This is a genomic window from Nocardioides endophyticus (assembly GCF_039543845.1).
Taxonomy (GTDB): domain Bacteria; phylum Actinomycetota; class Actinomycetes; order Propionibacteriales; family Nocardioidaceae; genus Nocardioides; species Nocardioides endophyticus.
Genome location: NZ_BAABKN010000014.1, coordinates 23,185 through 41,748 on the forward strand (window position 1 = coordinate 23,185; position 18,564 = coordinate 41,748).

Sequence of the window (18,564 nt, forward strand, 5' to 3'; positions counted from 1 at the left end):
CCAGATGAACCCAGGCACCAGCAGAGCCTCCCTGAGCGACTTCTGCCAGCGGCACGCGGTGGCGATCGCGGTCGTGCTGACCGTGGTGGCCCGGCTACCCGCACTGACTCGGCCGGTCCGCGCCGACGAGGCCGGCTTCCTGCTCGTAGCACGGGCATGGAGCCCGCAGACCGACAGCCTGTTCGGGGCGTACTGGGTGGACCGGCCGCCACCGCTGATCGCCGTCTTCGGCGCGGTCGATGCAATCGGCGGCGTGACCACGCTGCGTCTGCTGGGCGCGGTGATCGCCGGGCTCACGGTGCTGCTTGCCGCGGCCGTGGCGGGGACCGTGAGCGGACCCCGGGCGACCGTGTGGACCGCCGCTCTCGTCGCGGCCCTGCTCTCCAACCCGATGATCGACGTGGTCGCGGTCAAGGGCGAGCTCCTCGCCCTCCCCTGCGTGCTCGGCAGCATCCTGCTGACGCTGCTCGCCGTACGACGGCGAGCCTGGCCGCTCGCGTTCGTGGCCGGGGTCGCGGCCGCCCTCGCCATCGGCCTCAAGCAGAACCTCGCGACCGGGCTGGTCTTCGCCGGCGTGCTGCTGCTCGTCGGGTGGCGAACCGGATCGATCCCCGGCCGCTCCACGGCCGCGCTCGCGGCGGCCGGGCTGGCCGGTGCCGCGGTGCCCGTGCTCGCCACCATCGCCTGGGCGGAGGCCGCGGGCGTGCGGCTGTCGACACTCTGGGACACCGTCTATGGGTTCCGCGCGGACGCCGCGCGGGTGATCGCCGACGGCACGACCGACGCCCCCGAGCGCCGGGCCTGGATCCTGCTCGCGATCGCGCTCGGCACCGGGCTGCTGCTGGTGCTCGCCGGACCGTTCGCCCGGCTGCGCGAGCTGTGGCGCGACGACCCGCCGGTCACGGCGGCCACCATCGCCGTCGTGGCGGTCGACGTGGCCTCGCTCGCGGCCGGCGGCAGCTTCTGGCAGGACTACCTGCTCCCGCTCGTCCCCGGCGCCGCGCTGTGCACCGCCCTGCTCGCCGGCCGCGACGGGCGCACCGGTCGCACCATGCGCGGGCTCGTCGTCGCCGCGATCGTCTCGGCCGTGCTGGCGATGGCCTTCTGGCTGGTCTGGAACGCCACCGGACACCAGGAGTTCGACGAGGTCCGCACCGGCGAGGCGATCGCCGAGTCCGCCGAGCCGGGCGACACGCTCGTGGTCTTCGGCGGCCGCGCCGACCTCCAGCGGGTCAGCGGCCTCGACTCGCCGTACCCCTATCTCTGGAGCCTCCCGATGCGCACCCGGGACCCGGAGTACGCCGACCTCACGGCGCTCCTCGGGAGCAGCGAGGCCCCGACGTGGCTGGTCGAGTGGGTCGACCTCGATGCCTGGGCCGACGCCGGCGTGCCCGAGCTGCGCCGGGCGATCGACGAGCACTACGTCGAGGTCGGCACCACCTGCAACGGCAAGCCGATCTACCTGCTCCGCGGCGTCGACCGCCCGGAGGTCACGCCCGCCTGCTGAAATGCCGAGTCGGCGCAAAGTGACACCTGGTGAGGTCACTTTGCGCCGACTCGTGGGTCAATCAGCGCCGACTCGGCGGTTGATCAGTGGCCGTGGCCGTGCCCGTGGCCTGCGGCCGGGGCGTCGTCCTCTTCCTCGGGCTTCTCGACGATCAGCGTCTCGGTCGTGAGCAGCATGCCCGCGATCGAGGTGGCGTTGACCAGCGCGGAGCGGGTGACCTTGACCGGGTCCAGGACACCCTGGGCGACCAGGTCGCCGTACTCCTCGGTGGCGGCGTTGTAGCCGTTGCCGAGGCCGAGCTCGCGGACCTTGGTGGTCACGACGTAGCCGTTGACGCCGCCGTTCTCGGCGATCCAGCGCAGCGGCTCGTCGGCCGACTTGCGCACGATGCGCACGCCCGCCGCCTCGTCGCCCGTCAGGCCGAGGTCGTCGGAGAGGACCGACACCGCGTGGATGAGCGCGGAGCCACCGCCGGGGACGATGCCCTCCTCGATCGCGGCGCGCGTCGCGGAGACGGCGTCCTCGATGCGGTGCTTCTTCTCCTTGAGCTCCACCTCGGTGGCGGCGCCGACCTTGATCACGCAGACGCCCCCGGCGAGCTTCGCGAGGCGCTCCTGGAGCTTCTCGCGGTCCCAGTCGGAGTCGGTCGACTCGATCTCGGCCTTGATCTGGTTGACGCGACCGTCGACCTCGGCGCTGTCGCCAGCACCGTCGACGATCGTGGTGTCGTCCTTGGTGATCACGACGCGCCGGGCCTGGCCCAGCACCTCGAGACCCACCTGGTCGAGCTTGAGGCCGACCTCAGGAGCGACGATCTGACCACCGGTCAGGGTCGCGATGTCCTGCATCATCGCCTTGCGACGGTCACCGAAGGCCGGAGCCTTCACCGCGACGGCGTTGAACGTGCCGCGGATCTTGTTGACCACCAGGGTCGACAGCGCTTCGCCGTCGACGTCCTCGGCCAGGATGAAGAGCGGCTTGCCGGCGGCGATGACCTTCTCGAGCAGCGGGAGCAGCTCTGAGACCGACGAGATCTTGCCCTGGTGCAGCAGGATGTACGGGTCGTCGAGGACGGCCTCCATCCGCTCCGGGTCGGACACGAAGTACTGGCTGATGTAGCCCTTGTCGAACTGCATGCCCTCGGTGAACTCGAGCTCGGTGCCCATCGAGTTGGACTCCTCGACGGTGATGACACCGTCCTTGCCCACCTTGTCGAAGGCCTGCGAGAGCAGGTCGCCGATCACGCTGTCGCGGCTGGAGATGGTGGCGACGGACGCCATGTCCTCCACCGACTCGACCTCGCGGGCGGCCTCCTTGAGCGCGTCGCCGACGGCCTCGGCCGCGGCGTCCATGCCCCGCTTGAGGCCCATCGGGTTGGCACCCGCGGCCACGGCCCGGAGGCCCTCGTGGACCATCGCCTGGGCGAGCACGGTGGCGGTGGTGGTGCCGTCACCAGCGATGTCGTTGGTCTTGGTGGCCACCTCCTTGCACAGCTGCGCGCCGAGGTTCTCGAAGGGGTCGTCGAGCTCGATCTCACGGGCGACGGTCACACCGTCGTTCGTGATGGTCGGCGCGCCCCACTTCTTGTCGAGGACGACGTAGCGGCCCTTGGGGCCGAGCGTCACCTTGACGGCGTTGGCGAGCTTGTCCACGCCGCGCTCGAGGCTGCGGCGGGCGTTCTCGTCGAACTCCAGGATCTTGGGCATTGCTCTCCTCTAGAACGAGTTCGGGTCGTGAGTCCCAGCGGGCGCGTCAGCGCTCGCTGGGACTCACGACCCGGGAAATCAGGAAACGATCGCGAGGACGTCGCGGGCCGAGAGGATGAGGTACTCCTCGCCGGCGTACTTGACCTCGGTGCCGCCGTACTTGCTGTAGATGACCTTGTCGCCGACGCTGACGTCGAGCGGGACGCGGTTGCCGTTGTCGTCGATGCGACCGGGACCAACGCTCAGGACCTCGCCCTCCTGGGGCTTCTCCTTGGCGGTGTCCGGGATGACCAGGCCGGAAGCCGTGGTCTGCTCGGCCTCGAGGGCCTTGACAACGATCCGGTCCTCGAGAGGCTTGATGTTGACCGACACGATGTCGACCTCCACTTTCTGGCACTTCGATGGTGGGTGATGCACGTCTGGCGCCTGCGGTTCTGGTACGCCGTCGCGGGGGTCGCACCGGGACGCAGGCGCTGGCACACTCGCGGGGAGAGTGCCAGTTCAGAAACTAGCACTCTCCCCAACGGAGTGCCAGAGCACCCCCGTCCTGACAGGATCGGACCGTGGACCTCGACGCCTTCCGGTGGCTGCTGACCGACGACGGACAACAGCTGCTCGCCGCCGCAGTCGATGCGGGTGACGACTCCCTGGCCACGCAGACCCGGCTGCGGCGGACGGCGAAGCCGGCGCAGGTCGCCGTCGCGCTGACCCAGGCCACCCTGCGGGTCAAGGGGCGCGCGAAGTTCGGCGAGCTGGCTGACCGGATGTACTTCACGTCCGAGGGCCTCGAGCAAGCCACGCGGCTGCGAGTCGGCGAGCACCGGGCCGCGCGCCTAGTCGCGTCCTCCGCGCAGACCATGATCGACCTCGGCTGCGGGATCGGCGGCGACCTGATCGCCAGCGCCCGAGCCGGGCTCATCTGCGCCGGTGTCGACCTGGACCCGGTGCGCGTCGAGGTCGCCCGGGCCAACCTCGCCGCCCTCGGGCTCCCGGGTGCCGTCGAGGTTGCGGACGCGACGACGGTCGACCCGACACCGTTCGACGTGGCCTTCGCCGACCCCGCCCGACGGAGCGCGCGCGGCCGCAGCTTCGACGTCGACGACTGGACGCCGCCGTGGCCCTTCGTCGAACGACTCCTCACCCGCGACGCGTGCGTGAAGGTCGCGCCCGGCATCCCCCACGAGCTGGTCCCCCCTGGCGTAGAGGCCGAGTGGGTCAGCCACCACGGCGAGGTCAAGGAGGCCGCACTGTGGTCCGGGCGGCTCGCGACCACGGGCCGCCGGGCGACCGTGATCGGCGAGTCCGGGCTGGCGACGATCACCGACGAGGACGACCCTGGCGGCGACGTACGCCCGGTGGGTGAGTACCTCTACGAGCCCGACGGCGCGGTGATCCGCGCCGGGCTCGTCACCGCCGTCGCCGCCGGGGTCAACGGCGGGCTCGTCGACGAGCACATCGCCTACGTGACCTCCGACGAGTCGTTCCGTACGCCGTTCGCCCGCGGCTACCGCGTCATCGAGGAGCTCCCCTACCGGGAGAAGCAGCTGCGCGCGGCGCTGCGCGAGCGCGGCGTCGGTCGCCTGACCATCAAGAAGCGCGGCGTCGACATCGTGCCCGAGCAGCTGCGTAAGCGCCTCGACCTGCACGGCGAGCAAGAGGCCACGATCGTGCTGACCCGGGTCGCCGGGTCGGGCGTGGTCCTCCACGTGGCGCCGTTCTGAGGCCGCGGGTTTCCCCGGCTGCCCGGGGAAACCCGCCGACACGCCGTTGCCGCAACGGCGTGTCGGCGGGTTTCGGCTGACAACCCCCTGGTGTCAGCCGAGCTGCTAGTCGAGAGCGGCCTTCTCGGCACCGATCGTCGTGTCGTCACCGTGGCCGGTGTGGACGACCGTGTCGTCGGGCAGGGCGAAGAGCTTCGCCCGGATCGACTCCTTGATGAGGTCGCTGTCGGAGTACGACCGGCCCGTGGCGCCGGGCCCGCCCTGGAAGAGGGTGTCGCCGGTGAAGACGCAGCCGAGGTCGGGCGCGTAGAGGCAGACCGCACCCGGGGCGTGGCCGGGGGTGTGCAGCACCTGCAGTGTCGTGCCGCCCACCTCGATGGTCACTCCATCGGCGAGGTCGAGGTCCCACAGGTAGTCGGTGTGGGTGAGCTCCCACAGCACCTTGTCGTCGGGGTGCAGCATGATCGGCGCGACGACCTCCTCGCGCAGCGCCGGCGCGACCCGCACGTGGTCGTCGTGGGCGTGGGTGCAGACGATCGCCTTGACCTTGCGATCGCCCACGACGGCGAGGATGTCGGACACGCTGTGCGGCGCGTCGATCACGACGCACTCGGTGTCGTCCCCGACGACCCAGATGTTGTTGTCGACCTCGTGGGTCTCGCCGTCGAGGCTGAACGTGCCGCTCGAGACGGCGTGGTCGACGCGGGCCGTCACAGGATCACGACCGACCGCAGCACGCCGCCCTCGTGCATCTTCTCGAACGCGGCCTCGATGTCGCCGATGCCGATCTCCTCGGTGACGAACGCGTCCAAGTCGAGCCGGCCCTGCTGGTAGAGATCGACCAGCATCGGGAAGTCGCGGTCGGGCAGGCAGTCGCCGTACCAGCTGGACTTGAGCGCACCACCACGGCCGAAGACGTCGATGAGCGGCAGGTCCGGGACCTTCATGTCCGGGGTGGGTACGCCGACCAGGACGACCGTGCCGGCGAGGTCACGGGCGTAGAACGCCTGCTTCCAGGTCTCGGGTCGACCGACTGCCTCGATGACCACGTCGGCGCCGTCGGCGCCGGCGTACGTCTGCGCACAGATCCGCTTGATCTCCTCGATCGGGTCGACCTTCGAGGAGTCGACCGTGTGCGTGGCGCCGAGCTTCTTCGCCGCTTCGAGCTTCTTGGCGTCGATGTCGACGGCGATGATCGGCGACGCACCGGCCAGTGCCGAACCGGCGATCGCGGCGACGCCGACACCACCGCAGCCGATGACCGCCACCGACTTGCCACGGGTGACCGCACCGGTGTTGATCGCGGCACCGATGCCAGCCATCACGCCGCAGCCGAGCAGGCCGACGGCCGCGGCCCGGGCCGAAGGGTCAACCTTGGTGCACTGGCCGGCCGCGACCAGCGTCTTCTCGGCGAACGCGCCGATGCCGAGAGCGGGCGACAGCTCGGTGCCGGCGTCCGGACCCTCAGCCAGCGTCATCTTCTGGGTCGCATTGTGGGTGTTGAAGCAGTACTGCAGGTCGCCGCGCTTGCAGGCCCGGCACTCGCCGCAGACCGCACGCCAGTTGAGGATCACGAAGTCGCCGGGCGCGATCGCGGTGACATCAGGTCCCACGGCCTCGACCACTCCCGCGGCCTCGTGGCCGAGCAGGAACGGGAAGTCGTCGTTGATGCCACCCTCGCGGTAGTGCAGGTCGGTGTGGCAGACCCCGCAGGCCTGCACCTGCACCAGCGCCTCGCCCGGACCGGGGTCCGGGACGTTGATGGTCGTGAGCTCGACCGGCTGACCCTTGGCACGGGCGACCACGGCCTTGACCTGCTGCATGTTGATCCCTCTCATCGTCTCGTCTGGGTCCATGCAACCGTATGCGCGCCCGCCTCGTGTAGGGGGTGTGCAGGAGACGCGTACGAGGAGCGGTGCGATGACGGACTTCGAGTCCTGGCTCGTCGCCCGGGAGCCCACCCTCCAGCGGCTCGACGGCCACCTCGAGCTCGCGACCAGCCCCGTGCCGATCAGCGGCGCCGGGCCAGGCTACGTGCTCGGGCCAGGTCGCTGAGCGAGAATTGCAACCATTCGCAACCGACTTGCGTCTAGGGCGTGTGACGGTGGCGGAGATGGGAGCAGCGATGACGGATCGGGACGCCGACTTCACGGCGTACCTCCAGGCCCGTCAGGGTCGACTGCTGCGTACGGCGTACCTGCTCACCGGTGACCAGCACCAGGCCGAGGACCTCCTGCAGACCTCGCTGGCCAAGCTCTACCTGGCGTGGGACCGGGTGCACGACCGCGAGTCGGTCGACGCCTACGTCCGCCGGATCATGGTGAATGAGAACAACTCGCTCTGGCGCCGCGGCTGGCGTCGCCGCGAGCACCCGACCGATGTGGTCCCGGAGCTGCCGCCGGAGTCACCGGCGTACGACGACGGGGCCGGCGCCGCTCTGTGGGCGGCGGTCCAGACCCTGCCGCGCAAAGCGCGAGCGGTGCTGGTGCTCCGCTACTACGAGGAGCTGACCGAGGCGGAGACGGCCGAGGTGCTCGGCATCGCGGTCGGCACCGTGAAGTCCCAGGCAAGCCGCGCGCTCGCGACCCTCCGGGAGCGGGTCGCCGACGACCAGACCATCGGACTCGGGGAGGAGGAGCGATGAGCACGGAGGAGCGGCTCGGCCGCACGCTGCACGAGCACGCCGACGGCGTCGACGGCCGGCCGCTGACGCTCGGAGACGTACGAGGACGCGCCCGGCAGATCCGCCGGCGCCGCGCCGCTGCCGCAGCCGGCGGTCTCGCCCTCGTCGCGGCGGTCGCGCTGCCCGTCGCACTGCTCAGCGGAGCCGGCGGCGACAGCTCCGATCCGGACCCGGCGAAGCCCAGCCCGACCCGGGCCGTCGACCCCAACACCGGTGTCCCGACCCTGCAGGACGGCGTCATCATCTACGCGGACGGCCCGCGGATCCCACTGCCGGGCGAACTCCGTCAGACCGCCGACGGCTTCGCCGTCCTCGGGACCGACCGCTACGTCGTCACCTCGCCCGCACCGGACGGCGAACGGGAAGCGACCCTGGTCGACGAGGCCGGCCGGCAGGTGGACCGGTTCCCGCTCTACAGCGGGATCACCGCCACACCGGACGGGACCTCGGTCGCGTGGATCGCCCCTGACCGGACGCTGCACCTGCTCGTGGCGGGTTCCGACGCACCGAGCATCATCGCCCTGGGCGACGTCCGACCGACCCAGACGACGGCGATCACCGGCGACTGCGCCGACGTGTGCACGGTCGCCGTCCGCACCGCCAGGGGCGGTGATCTCGGCGGGACCGTCGTGGTCACCTCGGACGGTGACGTCACCACCGGCCCGGCCGGCGTACCCGCGGTCGCCGCCGTGTCACCGAACGGCTCGCTCATCGCGGGCTTCGACTCCGTCGACGAAGACGGCATCCATGTCTGCGGCGGCATGTACGACGTCGGGGTCGGTGACTACGTCTGGGACGGGTGCGAGCACAACGTCTTCCAGTTCTCGCCGGACGGGGCGCTGGTGGCGACCTCCTTCGGCGAGGGACTCGGCCCCACCGCCGTACGCATCCGAGACGCTCGCAGCGGCGCGACCATCGCCGAGCTCGGCGGCAGCCGGATCGCCAGCACCGCTTGGGAAGACGCAACGCACCTGCTTGTCGTCGTGGTGGAGGACGACGGCTCCACGTCGCTCCAGCGGATCGGGCTCGACGGTCCCCCGGAGACAGTGCTCGACGGCTTCACGACCAGCGGCGACGACCTGTCACCGCCGATCATCCTTCCGTTCACGTAGGGACCTCCCGATGTAGCCAAAAGTCGGAGGCAACCGGACACCGATCGTCGCTAGAGTTTCGGACTGTGTTCGCATCTCTCGGCCGTCTGGCCTCTCGTCGTCCCTGGTTCGTCATCGCCGCATGGGTGGTGCTGGCGATCGCCGTCGTCTCCTTGGCCCCGGCCCTGACAACCACGCAAGAAGAGTCCGAGTTCCTGCCCGACCACTACGAGTCGGTCCAGGCAGCGAAGATCCAGGAGGAGAAGTTCCCGGGCGCCACGACGCCGGCCGCGCTGATCATCTTCGAGCGCGAGGACGGCGCCGCGCTGACCGCCGACGACCAGGCGACGGTCGACCAGATCTCCAAGGACCTCGGCCCGAAGCTCGGCAAGGACACCTTCGTCCAGCAGGTCGCGACGGTCGGTCCCGACGGCAAGCCCAACATCTCCGAGGACGGCAAGATCCTGCTCGGTGTCGTCGGGCTCGCCGACGGCTCGACCGGCTTCGACACCCAGGCCTTCGACGACGCCAAGGCGATGCGTGACGACATCGCGGACCTCAACGACGGCACCGACCTCAAGGTGACGACCACCGGCTCCGTGCCGCAGGGCCTGGACTCCCAGGAGTCCAGTGAGCAGGCGCTGGCCATCGTCGGCATCGCGACCGTCGTCCTCATCGTGCTGCTGCTCGCGATCATCTTCCGCAGCGTCATCATCTGCCTGATGCCGATCGTCATCGTCACCATCGTCTCGTTCGTGGCGACCGGCCTGATCGGCTGGGCCAACGAGGCGTTCGACCTCAAGGCGGACTCCTCGATCCAGACCATCCTGGTCGTCGTCCTGTACGGCATCGGCACCGACTACATCCTGTTCTTCCTCTTCCGCTACCGCGAGCGGCTGCGCCTCGGTGAGGACACCAAGACGGCCGTCGTCCACGCTCTCGAGCGCGCCGGCGAGGCGATCGCCTCGGCGGGTGGCGCCGTGATCGTCGCGTTCCTCGCGCTGCTGCTCAGCTCGCTCGGCATCTTCAAGGCCATCGGTCCCGCTCTGGCGATCGCCGTCGCCGTGACCCTGCTGGCGGCGCTCACCCTCGTGCCGGCCGTCGTGACGGTGCTCGGCCGTGGGCTCTTCTGGCCGTCGAAGAAGTGGCGCCAGGAGCCCAAGTCTGCCCGTTTCGGCAGGATCGGTGAGAACCTCGGCCGTCGTCCCGGCGTCTTCGCCGCCGCCTCCGGCCTGCTCCTGGCGGTGCTCGCGGTCTTCGCGTTCGGCTTCAACCCGTCGTTCGACTTCAACTCGAGCCTGCCCGACGACGTCGAGTCGACGGAGGCCCTGCACACGTTCCAGGATCACTTCGCCGCCGGTGCGAGCGAGCCCGTGCCGGTGATCGTGCAGGCCGAGGACGGCAAGCTCGACGAGGCCGAGCTGCAGACGTTCGGTGACGCCCTGAGCAAGGCCGACGGGGTCGCCCAGGTCTATCCCGCCACGCTGTCCGACGACGGCACGACCGCTCAGGTCAGCATCGTGCTCGACAGCGACCCGGTCTCCGACCAAGCGCTGCAGGACGTCAAGGGTCCGATCCGGGACGCGGCGCACGACGCCGCGCCTGACGGCGCCGAGGCGTTCGTCGGCGGTACGCCGGGCATCTTCGCCGACTTGCAGTCGGCGATGGTGCGCGACTACAAGGTCGTCTTCCCGGTCGCGGCCCTCGTGATCATGCTGATCCTCGCCCTCCTGCTGCGCAGCCTGGTGGCGCCGCTCTACCTGATGGCCGCGGTCGGGCTCAGCTTCGCCGCCACGCTCGGTGCGACGGTCATCGTCTTCCAGTACATCGGGGGCGACGACGGCCTGATCTTCATGCTGCCGATCTACATCTACCTCTTCGTGACAGCGCTCGGCACGGACTACAACATCCTGATGATCGCCCGGTTGCGCGAGGAGGCCCGCGAGGGCAAGGAGCCGCGTCCCGCGGCCGCCGAGGCTCTCAAGCATGCCGGCCCGACCATCGCCGCGGCGGGCGTCATCCTGGCCGGCACGTTCGCCTCGCTGATGCTCAGCGGCAACAGCCTGATGATGTCGATGGGCTTCGCGCTCTCCTTCGGCATCTTCATCGCGGCGTTCGTGATGGCGATGTTCTTCACCCCCGCCCTCACCGCGCTGATCGGGCACGCCGCCTGGTGGCCCGGCCACGGTGACAAGAAGGCTCCCAAGGAGCTCGTCGACGAGTCGCCGTCCTCCGAGGACGTGCCGGTCGGTCAGTAACGGCGGCGTACCCACGGACGGAATGGTCGTCAGGACACCCTGAGAACAGCCATTTCGTCCGTGGGTAGCCCAACGGAGCCTTGTTGCTACACCAGGACGGTCGTCACCGGCTGGGAGGAGTCGGCGGGGAGGTCGAGGAGGGACGGGGTACGCCCGCGGGCGACCATCTCAGCGCCGAGCGCGGCGACCATCGCGCCGTTGTCGGTGCACAGGCCGGGGCGCGGGACCCGCACTCGGATGCCGGCCGCGGTGGCGCGCTCCTCGGCCATCGCCCGGAGTCGTGAGTTCGCGGCGACGCCGCCGCCGATCAGGATGTCCTCGATGCCCTCGCTGGACGCGGCGTCGATCGCCTTGCGGGTGAGCACGTCGCAGACGGCCTCCTGGAAGCTCGCCGCCACGTCGGCGACGGGCACCGGCTCCCCCGACCGTTCGCGCGCCTCGACCCAGCGGGCGACTGCGGTCTTGAGCCCGGAGAACGAGTAGTCGAACCGATGCCGCTCCAGGTCGCGCCGGGCGGTCAGCCCGCGCGGGAAGTCGATGTAGACGCTGTCCCCGTCACGCGCCACGCGGTCGATGTGCGGGCCACCCGGGAACGGCAGTCCCAGCAGCCGCGCGACCTTGTCGAATGCCTCGCCCGCCGCGTCGTCGATCGTCGACCCCATCGGGTCGACGCCCACGGTGACGTCCTCGACGCGCAGCAGGCTCGAGTGGCCGCCGCTGACGAGCATCGCCAGGCACGGCTCCGGCAGCGGGCCGTGCTCGAGCTGGTCGACGGCGACGTGCGCAGCGAGGTGGTTGACGCCATAGATCGGCTTGCCCAGCCCGATGGCGAGGGCCTTGGCCGCGGCGACCCCGACCATCAGGGCGCCGGCCAGGCCGGGTCCGCTGGTCACCGCGATCGCATCGACGTCGGACAGCTGGATGCCGGCGGTCTCGCAGGCGCGATCGATGGTCGGCACCATCGCCTCGAGGTGAGCTCGGCTGGCGACCTCTGGCACCACACCACCGAAGCGGGCGTGTTCGTCGACGCTGCTCGCGACGGCGTCGGCGAGCAGGGTGTGGCCGCTGACGATCCCGACGCCGGTCTCGTCGCAGGAGGTCTCGATCCCGAGGATCAGCGGCTCAGTCACAGGCTCATTGTGCCGACCGGGCGTACGCCGTGGGAGTGACCCCCAGCAGACGACGGAAGTGCCGGGTCAGATGCGCCTGGTCGTGGAACCCGACGGCGACCGCGACGTCGGCGGCCCGCTCCCCCGCCAGCAGCAGCTGCCGGGCCCGGTCGAGCCGGCGGCCGGTGAGGTAGCGATGCGGCGGGATGCCGAACTCGGCCCCGAACGCCCGCACCAGGTGGGTCGGGTGCGCGCCGAGCGCCCGGGCCGCGACGGACAGCGAGACGCCCTCGACCACGTCGGCGTCGAGGAGGTCCCGGAGGCGGTGGGCGAGCCGCGGATCCCGTCGTACGCCGGCCGGGGCGGTCGCGCCCGCCAAGCGCTGCCCGAGAGCGTCGGCGACGAGCTGCAGTCGGACCTCCGCCTCCAGCTCGTCCCCCTCTCGGCCGAGGGCGCCGAGCAGCCCGTGGACCGAGCCCCGCAGCGCCGGGTCGGCCCAGCCAGGGTGGTCGACCGCAGCGCCGATCCGGGCGACGTCGAGGACGTCCTCGTCGAGATAGACCACGCGCTTGCGAAAGCCGGTCGCCTCGACGGATCGCCCGTCGTGGGCGACGTGCGGCGGCAGCAGCGTCACCCGGTCGCCGAGCGCACCGTGCTGGTGCCGGTCGAGGTCGTAGCGGACCGTCCCCGTGTCCACGAGCAGGAGGGTCCAGGTGCCGTGCGTGTGAGCCGGGTAGGCGTGCTCGACGAAGTGCGCGTGCAGCACCTCCGACACCCCGGCGACCCGCGGGCGCCAGGCACGGACGGTCGGCCGCGGAGGCATGTCAGGAACGTACAAGACGACGCCGTACGCCGACCGGCACCGTGGACCCATGGCCTTCGACACCAAGATCGCGGTGCTGCTCCGCGACGACCTCGAGACGTGGCAAGAGCTCAATGCGACCGCGTTCCTCGTCAGCGGCGTGACCGCGGCGTACCCCCAGCTCGTCGGTGAGGCGTACGGCGACGCCGACGGCACGCCGTACCTCGCGATGCTCGGGCAGCCGGTGATGGTCTTCCAGGGCGACGCGGCGATGCTGCGGACGGCCCACGAGCGAGCGGTACGCCGGGGCGAGACCATCGGCGTCTTCACGAGCGACCTCTTCCGCACCGGCAACGACGAGGACAACCGCGCCGCCGTCGCCGCCGTGCGACGCGACGACCTCGACCTCGTCGGGATCGCGGTGCACGCGCCTCGCAACGCCGTCGACAAGATCCTCAAGGGTGCGGTGCTGCATCCCTGACGGGATCGACGTAGGTTGACCTGGTCCAGACCACTTCACCAGCAGGAGAGTCCATGCCCGTCTCGGGACGCATCGTTGCTCGCTCGCTCGTCGCCACGACCGCCGTGGCCCTCATCGCCGGCGGCGCCGTGCCGGCCGCCCAAGCCAACGCATCAGCCGACCGACCATCCGACCGATCAGCGCGGGCCGCCCTAGCGCCACGCACCACCTTCACGATGGCCGCCGACGGCTCCACCGGCGCCAAGGTCGGTGGCGAGCGGATCCCCAACATCGACTCGGTGAAGTCCACGATCCGCGCCTACTACAACGCCAAGGACGGCATCGCCGACAAGACGACCTCGCCGTACATCAGCGAGATGGCCAAGATCACGGCGAAGTCCCTGGCCGGCCTCCCGACCGTGGACCCGGCCGCCAAGAAGGCCATCGTGCTGGACGCCGACGACACCACGCTGTGGACCTACGACATGGAGGACGCGGCGATGAAGTTCAACTTCGACCCCGCGCTCCAGGACGTGTGGGTGCAGGAGAAGCGCTTCCCGGCGACGCCGTCGATGGTCGCGTACGTCAACGCCGTGCAGGCCAAGGGATACGCCGTCTTCGGCCTGACCGGACGCAACTCGGCCCAGGAGGACGCGACCCTGGCCAACCTGAGCACTCTCGGCTACACCGGCTTCACCAACGCCAACTTCTTCACCAAGTGGGTCGCCCCGGCCGACCAGCCGTCCTATGTCACCTGCGCGGCGGCGAAGTGCACGACGGTGGAGTACAAGGCCAACACCCGCAAGAACATCGAGCAGGACCTCGGCTACGACATCGCGCTCAACGTCGGCGACCAGTGGTCCGACCTCCAGGGCGGGTACGCCGACGCGACGCTCAAGCTGCCCAACCCGACGTACTACCTGCCCAGCCCCAACATCGCCGGAGCGCCGGCGAGCGACGCCGCGATGACGCCGCGCACCCGCTTCTCGATGCGCCCCTCCGGCTCGAGCGGACGCACCCAGGGTGGTGAGGGCATCCCCAACATCGACTCGGTGAAGTCCACGATCCGCACGTACTACGACGCGACCGACGGCATCGCCGACAAGACGAGCTCGCCGTACATCTCCCACATGGACCAGCTCACGACCGGGTGGGCGCGGCAGGTCAAGACCTCCTGTGCGACGTACACCCGCCCGAAGCACCACGGCAAGCACCGCAAGGCCGCGATCGTCCTCGATGCCGACGACACGACGCTGTGGACCTACGACATGGAGGACGCGGCGATGCACTTCAGCTTCGACCCCACACTCCAGAACGAGTGGGTGCAGCAGAGGCGCTTCGTGGCGACGCCTCTGATGAAGCGCGTGGTCCGGGCGGCGAAGCGCGGTGGCTGCCAGATCGTAGGCCTCACCGGCCGCAACGACAGTCAGCGGAAGGCGACGATCGACAACCTCAACGCGCAGTACGGCGCCGGCACGTTCAAGCCCCGCCTCTACTTCACGAAGTGGACCGGCACCGGCAAGAGCCAGCAGCCGTCGTACATCACCTGCAAGACGACTCCGTGCACGACGGCCGCCTACAAGTCGCAGACGCGCAAGCACGTCCAGCGCGACCTGGGCCTGAAGATCCTGGCCAACTTCGGCGACCAGTTCAGCGACCTCAAGGGTGGTCAGGCCGAGCGCGCCTACAAGCTGCCGAACCCGACGTACTACCTGCCCTGAGCCCCACCACAGCCGCGGACCAGTCCGCGGCGCAGCACTACGGCCGTGGCGCCGTCGCGGTAGTAGCGGCGGCGCCGGTCGACCTCGACGAACTCGCGCGCGGCGTAGAACGCAATCGCGCCGTCGTTGTCCTCGCGCACCTCGAGCAGGAGCCGGTCGGCTCCTCCCTCGCGGGCGAGGGCGACGACGGCGTCGAGGAGCTCGGAGGCCACGCCGGTACGCCGGTGGCCGGGGTCGACCGCGATCCGCTGGAGCTCGGCGATGTCGGCGACCACGCTGGCGGTCGCGTGCCCTACGACGGCTCCGTCGACCTCGGCCACCAGGTAGCTGATCGTCGGCAGGTTGCCGACGACGCCCTCGCGCACCAGGCCCTCCGACCAGGCGTCGACGCCGAGGTTGTCGAGCTCGAGGTCGGCGATGGCGGGCACGTCGGCCGCGGTTGCCGGCCGGACCGTCACGAGACCGGCTTGGCGGCGTGCGCGGCCACCGCGTCGGGACGGCGCAGGTAGAGCGGCTCCGGGTCGGTCAGCTCGGCGCGCTCCTCGGCCACGCAGCGCGCCAGCCACCCGGCGCTGGGCCCCTCTGGCCCGACCCGGCGCGGGAACGCCTCCGGATAGAGCACGGCACCCTGGCCCACCACCGGTGCGTCGGTCGCGAGCGCCGCCGGCTTGTCGACCAGCGGGCCGTCGACGCGCACGCCGGCGGCGTCGTACCGCGCGAGGTAGACCTCCTTGCGGCGGGCGTCGGTGGCGACCACGAAGTCCTCGGTGACTGCGCCGGTGTCGGCAGCCTCGATCGCGAGCGCGTCGAGCGAGCAGACGCCGTACACGGGAATGTCGAGGACGAACGCCAGCGTCCGCGCCGTGACCAGGCCGACCCGCAGGCCCGTGAACGGGCCTGGTCCGGTGCCGACCGCGATCGCCGTGAGGTCCTGGCGGACGATGCCCGCTGTCGTCATCGCGAGCTCGATGAGCGGGGCGAGCTGTTCGGCGTGCTTCATCGGGCGCTCGGCGAGGTGCTCGGTGACCACCCCGCGGATCACACCGTCGGAATCTGCGTCGGCGTCGTACAGAGCCACGGAGACCAGCGGAGAGGCGGTGTCGAAGGCGAGGAGCACGCCACGAACCTAACGTGTGGACGAACCCTTGCCGTCCTGTGGATCTCTTGTTGCCCGCCTGTGAGAATCGGGGTCATAGTGTTCTGGATGTAACAACGGCCGTCGCGGGACGTGGGGATCCGCGGGCTCTGGGGGGAGTGCCTCGGCCGATTCCGGAAGACCCGCTCCGCGCGCTTGGCTTCGGCCCTGAAGGCGGACGGGTCTTCTGTCTATTTCCGGACTTCCAGAGCCACGTCGAGCTGGCCGGCGTGCCGCGCGTACTCCGCCGGCACGTCGTCGGCGGCAACCGCCCAGCGGCCCTCTTCCTGGTGCCACGGCTCGTCGACGGTCCAGTCGCCCCACGGCTCGTCCACCACCTCGCCCAGGAAGCCCCAGACGAACCAACGCTGCTCCATGTGCAGCGCGTGGCTGAGCAGCTCGATCGGCGTCCATCCGCTCGGCACGCTGCCGGTGCGCTGCTCGTCGGCCGGAAGCGCGAGCACGGCCGCAGCCAGATCCGCCCGGACCCAGTCGAGGTACGCCGTCCAGCGCGGCGCACCGGCCGCGCCGTGCTTGTCCGGCTCGAAGTCGTCGCGGTCCATCCGTTGGCCGTCGATCACCGCTCGAGCGTAGTGAGAAAGCTGTCTGGACCGGCCTCAGCTCCGGCGACACCCGTCCGATGAGTTCATTCGCAAAAGCCCCAGCTGCCACGCGCTCGGACTGACTCCCCCAGGTCGGTCCGAGAAGGTGGCAGCGGGGGCCTTGCGCATCTCGGCCGGTTTCAGTCCTCGATCCGGTTGCCGTCCTCGTCCCAGTGCGACTCGACCTTCTTGCTCGGCTGCACGCGCGGCGGCTCCCCCGGCATCTTGGGGTAGTCCGGCGGGAAGTTCAGCTCGCCACCGGGGAGCTCCTCCCAGAGCTTCAGCAGCGGCTCGAGCGAGTGCGCCGTGTCGTCGATGCCCGCCCACGGGTCGCCGTCGGCCACCCGGTCCGGGACCGTGAAGAGGTTGTAGTCGCGCGGGTCCGTGACGCCGGCCAGCTCGTCCCAGGTCATCGGCGTCGAGACCGGAGCGCCGGGCAGCGGGCGCAGGGAGTACGCCGAGGCGATCGTGCGGTCGCGGTTGTTCTGGTTGAAGTCGACGAAGATCCGCTCGCCGCGCTCCTCCTTCCACCATTCGACGGTCACGCCGTCGTCGCGGCGGGCGAGCTCGCGTCCGAAGCCGATCGCGGCGTGCCGGAGGTCGGTGAACTCCCACTCGGGCTTGACCCGCACGAAGATGTGGACGCCTCTGTTGCCGGAGGTCTTCGGGTAGCCCGTGATGCCGAGCTCCTCGAGCAGCTCGCGCGCGACCCCGGCCACGCGCACGGCGTCGGCGAACGTCGTGCCCGGCTGCGGGTCGAGGTCGATCCGGAGCTCATCGGGGTGGTCGACATCGGCGCGGCGTACCGGCCAGGGATGGAAGACCAGGGTGCCCATGTGCGCGCACCAGACCGGGACGGCGATCTCGGTCGGGCAGATCTCCTCTGCGGTCCGGCCGGACGGGAAGGTGATCTGCACCGTCTCGAGGTAGTCGGGAGCGCCCTTGGGCACCCTCTTCTGGTAGAACGCGTCGGCATCCTTGTCCTGCGGCCCGGTGGCCAGCCGCATGCCCTCGCGTACGCCGGACGTCCAGCGCTCAAGGGCGGTCGGCCGATCCCGGAGCGCCCGCATCAGGCCGTCGTCGACGCTCGCGAAGTACTCCGCGACCATCAGCTTGGTGACCTCGGGCGTGCTGTCGGTGGCCTCGTAGATCACCCGGTCCGGGCTGGAGACGCGTACAGCGCGGCCGCCCGCGTCGACCTCGGCAGCAGGTGTCTTCGGCATGGACCCACGCTAGCCGGGTCGTCCGCCTGAGGAGCACCTATAGCTAGCCGAGAGGCGGACGACCCGATCTACAGCACTCGTTTACACTCGGCGTCAACCTTTCTCGGAGGGCTTTGCCGACCGATTAGATTGGGGGCATGGCTTACAACGTGGCGAAGACCGACGAAGAGTGGCGCGAGGAGCTCTCGCCGGAGGAGTACGCCGTACTCCGCCAGGCCGGCACCGAGCGGGCGTTCGTCGGCGAGTACACCGACACCGAGACGAACGGCATCTACCGCTGCAAGGCATGCCAGGCCAAGCTCTTCGAGTCCGACACCAAGTTCCACTCGGGGTGCGGCTGGCCGTCGTTCTACCAGCCGATCTCGGACACGATCGAGTACATCGAGGACAACACCCACGGGATGAAGCGGGTCGAGGTCCGCTGCGCCAACTGCGGCTCGCACCTCGGACATGTCTTCCCCGACGGCTACGGCACCCCGACCGGCGACCGCTACTGCATCAACTCGATCAGCCTGACCCTCGAGCCGGCCGACAGGTAACGATCCC

General features: G+C 70.3%; 19 protein-coding genes. 9 read left to right on the top strand and 10 right to left on the bottom strand.

From position 1 onward, the window contains the following. Positions 1 to 4: 4 nt before the first annotated feature. On the top strand, positions 5 to 1,507 hold the full coding sequence (locus ABEA33_RS10280; protein WP_345526675.1) for an ArnT family glycosyltransferase: 1,503 nt from the start codon (positions 5 to 7) through the stop codon (positions 1,505 to 1,507). An 83-nt stretch (positions 1,508 to 1,590) separates the two neighbouring features. Here ABEA33_RS10280 and groL read toward each other — a convergent pair whose 3' ends face one another. Both groL and groES read right to left on the bottom strand, forming a co-directional pair. Then, on the bottom strand, positions 1,591 to 3,213 hold the full coding sequence (gene groL, locus ABEA33_RS10285; protein ID WP_345526676.1) for a chaperonin GroEL: 1,623 nt from the start codon (positions 3,211 to 3,213) through the stop codon (positions 1,591 to 1,593). Between the two features lie 78 nt (positions 3,214 to 3,291). After that, on the bottom strand, positions 3,292 to 3,585 hold the full coding sequence (gene groES, locus ABEA33_RS10290; protein WP_056153156.1) for a co-chaperone GroES: 294 nt from the start codon (positions 3,583 to 3,585) through the stop codon (positions 3,292 to 3,294). 191 nt (positions 3,586 to 3,776) lie between these two features. Here groES and ABEA33_RS10295 point away from each other — a divergent pair, with 191 nt between their 5' ends. After that, positions 3,777 to 4,934: a class I SAM-dependent methyltransferase gene (locus tag ABEA33_RS10295; protein ID WP_345526677.1), complete on the top strand. Its 1,158-nt coding sequence runs from the start codon at positions 3,777 to 3,779 to the stop codon at positions 4,932 to 4,934. A 105-nt stretch (positions 4,935 to 5,039) separates the two neighbouring features. Here the strand turns inward: ABEA33_RS10295 and ABEA33_RS10300 are convergent, their stop codons facing one another. Both ABEA33_RS10300 and ABEA33_RS10305 read right to left on the bottom strand, forming a co-directional pair. Then, positions 5,040 to 5,648: an MBL fold metallo-hydrolase gene (locus ABEA33_RS10300; RefSeq protein WP_345526679.1), complete on the bottom strand. Its 609-nt coding sequence runs from the start codon at positions 5,646 to 5,648 to the stop codon at positions 5,040 to 5,042. Beyond that, on the bottom strand, positions 5,645 to 6,757 hold the full coding sequence (locus tag ABEA33_RS10305) for an S-(hydroxymethyl)mycothiol dehydrogenase (RefSeq protein WP_345527102.1): 1,113 nt from the start codon (positions 6,755 to 6,757) through the stop codon (positions 5,645 to 5,647). The genes ABEA33_RS10300 and ABEA33_RS10305 overlap by 4 nt, the downstream gene beginning before the upstream one ends. Before the next feature lie 97 nt (positions 6,758 to 6,854). On the opposite strand from ABEA33_RS10305, the gene ABEA33_RS10310 reads away from it, so the two are divergent. The 4 genes from ABEA33_RS10310 (at position 6,855) to ABEA33_RS10325 (ending at position 10,966) form a co-directional block, all read left to right on the top strand. Beyond that, the gene (locus ABEA33_RS10310; protein WP_345526680.1) at positions 6,855 to 6,989 is read left to right on the top strand and encodes a hypothetical protein; all 135 of its coding nucleotides are present in this window, start codon (positions 6,855 to 6,857) and stop codon (positions 6,987 to 6,989) included. Between the two features lie 70 nt (positions 6,990 to 7,059). Continuing rightward, positions 7,060 to 7,578, top strand: a complete 519-nt coding sequence (locus ABEA33_RS10315) for a SigE family RNA polymerase sigma factor (RefSeq protein ID WP_345526681.1) — start codon at positions 7,060 to 7,062, stop codon at positions 7,576 to 7,578. Further along, the gene (locus tag ABEA33_RS10320; RefSeq protein ID WP_345526682.1) at positions 7,575 to 8,729 is read left to right on the top strand and encodes a hypothetical protein; all 1,155 of its coding nucleotides are present in this window, start codon (positions 7,575 to 7,577) and stop codon (positions 8,727 to 8,729) included. The genes ABEA33_RS10315 and ABEA33_RS10320 overlap by 4 nt, the downstream gene beginning before the upstream one ends. Before the next feature lie 65 nt (positions 8,730 to 8,794). Then, positions 8,795 to 10,966, top strand: a complete 2,172-nt coding sequence (locus ABEA33_RS10325; protein WP_345526683.1) for an MMPL family transporter — start codon at positions 8,795 to 8,797, stop codon at positions 10,964 to 10,966. An 86-nt stretch (positions 10,967 to 11,052) separates the two neighbouring features. Here ABEA33_RS10325 and tsaD read toward each other — a convergent pair whose 3' ends face one another. Both tsaD and ABEA33_RS10335 read right to left on the bottom strand, forming a co-directional pair. Beyond that, complete coding sequence (gene tsaD, locus ABEA33_RS10330; RefSeq protein WP_345526684.1) at positions 11,053 to 12,096, bottom strand: tRNA (adenosine(37)-N6)-threonylcarbamoyltransferase complex transferase subunit TsaD; 1,044 nt, start codon at positions 12,094 to 12,096, stop codon at positions 11,053 to 11,055. A gap of 4 nt (positions 12,097 to 12,100) precedes the next feature. Continuing rightward, positions 12,101 to 12,898 (bottom strand): helix-turn-helix transcriptional regulator, encoded by a 798-nt coding sequence (locus ABEA33_RS10335; RefSeq protein WP_345526685.1) that lies wholly within the window; start codon positions 12,896 to 12,898, stop codon positions 12,101 to 12,103. Here ABEA33_RS10335 and ABEA33_RS10340 point away from each other — a divergent pair. Continuing rightward, on the top strand, positions 12,897 to 13,358 hold the full coding sequence (locus ABEA33_RS10340) for a DUF2000 family protein (RefSeq protein ID WP_345526686.1): 462 nt from the start codon (positions 12,897 to 12,899) through the stop codon (positions 13,356 to 13,358). The genes ABEA33_RS10335 and ABEA33_RS10340 overlap by 2 nt on opposite strands. A gap of 53 nt (positions 13,359 to 13,411) precedes the next feature. Then, positions 13,412 to 15,058, top strand: coding sequence for an HAD family acid phosphatase (locus ABEA33_RS10345; protein WP_345526687.1), 1,647 nt, complete (start codon positions 13,412 to 13,414; stop codon positions 15,056 to 15,058). Here ABEA33_RS10345 and ABEA33_RS10350 read toward each other — a convergent pair. The 4 genes from ABEA33_RS10350 to ABEA33_RS10365 form a co-directional block, all read right to left on the bottom strand. Continuing rightward, entirely contained in the window at positions 15,046 to 15,516 is a 471-nt protein-coding gene (locus tag ABEA33_RS10350) for a GNAT family N-acetyltransferase (RefSeq protein WP_345526688.1), read from the bottom strand. The genes ABEA33_RS10345 and ABEA33_RS10350 overlap by 13 nt on opposite strands. Continuing rightward, positions 15,513 to 16,175 carry a tRNA (adenosine(37)-N6)-threonylcarbamoyltransferase complex dimerization subunit type 1 TsaB gene (gene tsaB / locus ABEA33_RS10355; RefSeq protein WP_345526689.1) on the bottom strand — a complete coding sequence of 221 codons (663 nt, stop codon included), beginning with the start codon at positions 16,173 to 16,175 and terminating at the stop codon, positions 15,513 to 15,515. Before tsaB ends, ABEA33_RS10350 begins: the two co-directional genes overlap by 4 nt. A gap of 209 nt (positions 16,176 to 16,384) precedes the next feature. Further along, the gene (locus tag ABEA33_RS10360; RefSeq protein WP_345526690.1) at positions 16,385 to 16,774 is read right to left on the bottom strand and encodes a mycothiol transferase; all 390 of its coding nucleotides are present in this window, start codon (positions 16,772 to 16,774) and stop codon (positions 16,385 to 16,387) included. A gap of 161 nt (positions 16,775 to 16,935) precedes the next feature. Further along, positions 16,936 to 18,018 carry a DNA polymerase domain-containing protein gene (locus ABEA33_RS10365; protein ID WP_345526691.1) on the bottom strand — a complete coding sequence of 361 codons (1,083 nt, stop codon included), beginning with the start codon at positions 18,016 to 18,018 and terminating at the stop codon, positions 16,936 to 16,938. Between the two features lie 137 nt (positions 18,019 to 18,155). On the opposite strand from ABEA33_RS10365, the gene msrB reads away from it, so the two are divergent. After that, positions 18,156 to 18,557, top strand: coding sequence for a peptide-methionine (R)-S-oxide reductase MsrB (msrB, locus tag ABEA33_RS10370; RefSeq protein ID WP_345526692.1), 402 nt, complete (start codon positions 18,156 to 18,158; stop codon positions 18,555 to 18,557). Positions 18,558 to 18,564 lie beyond the last annotated feature (7 nt).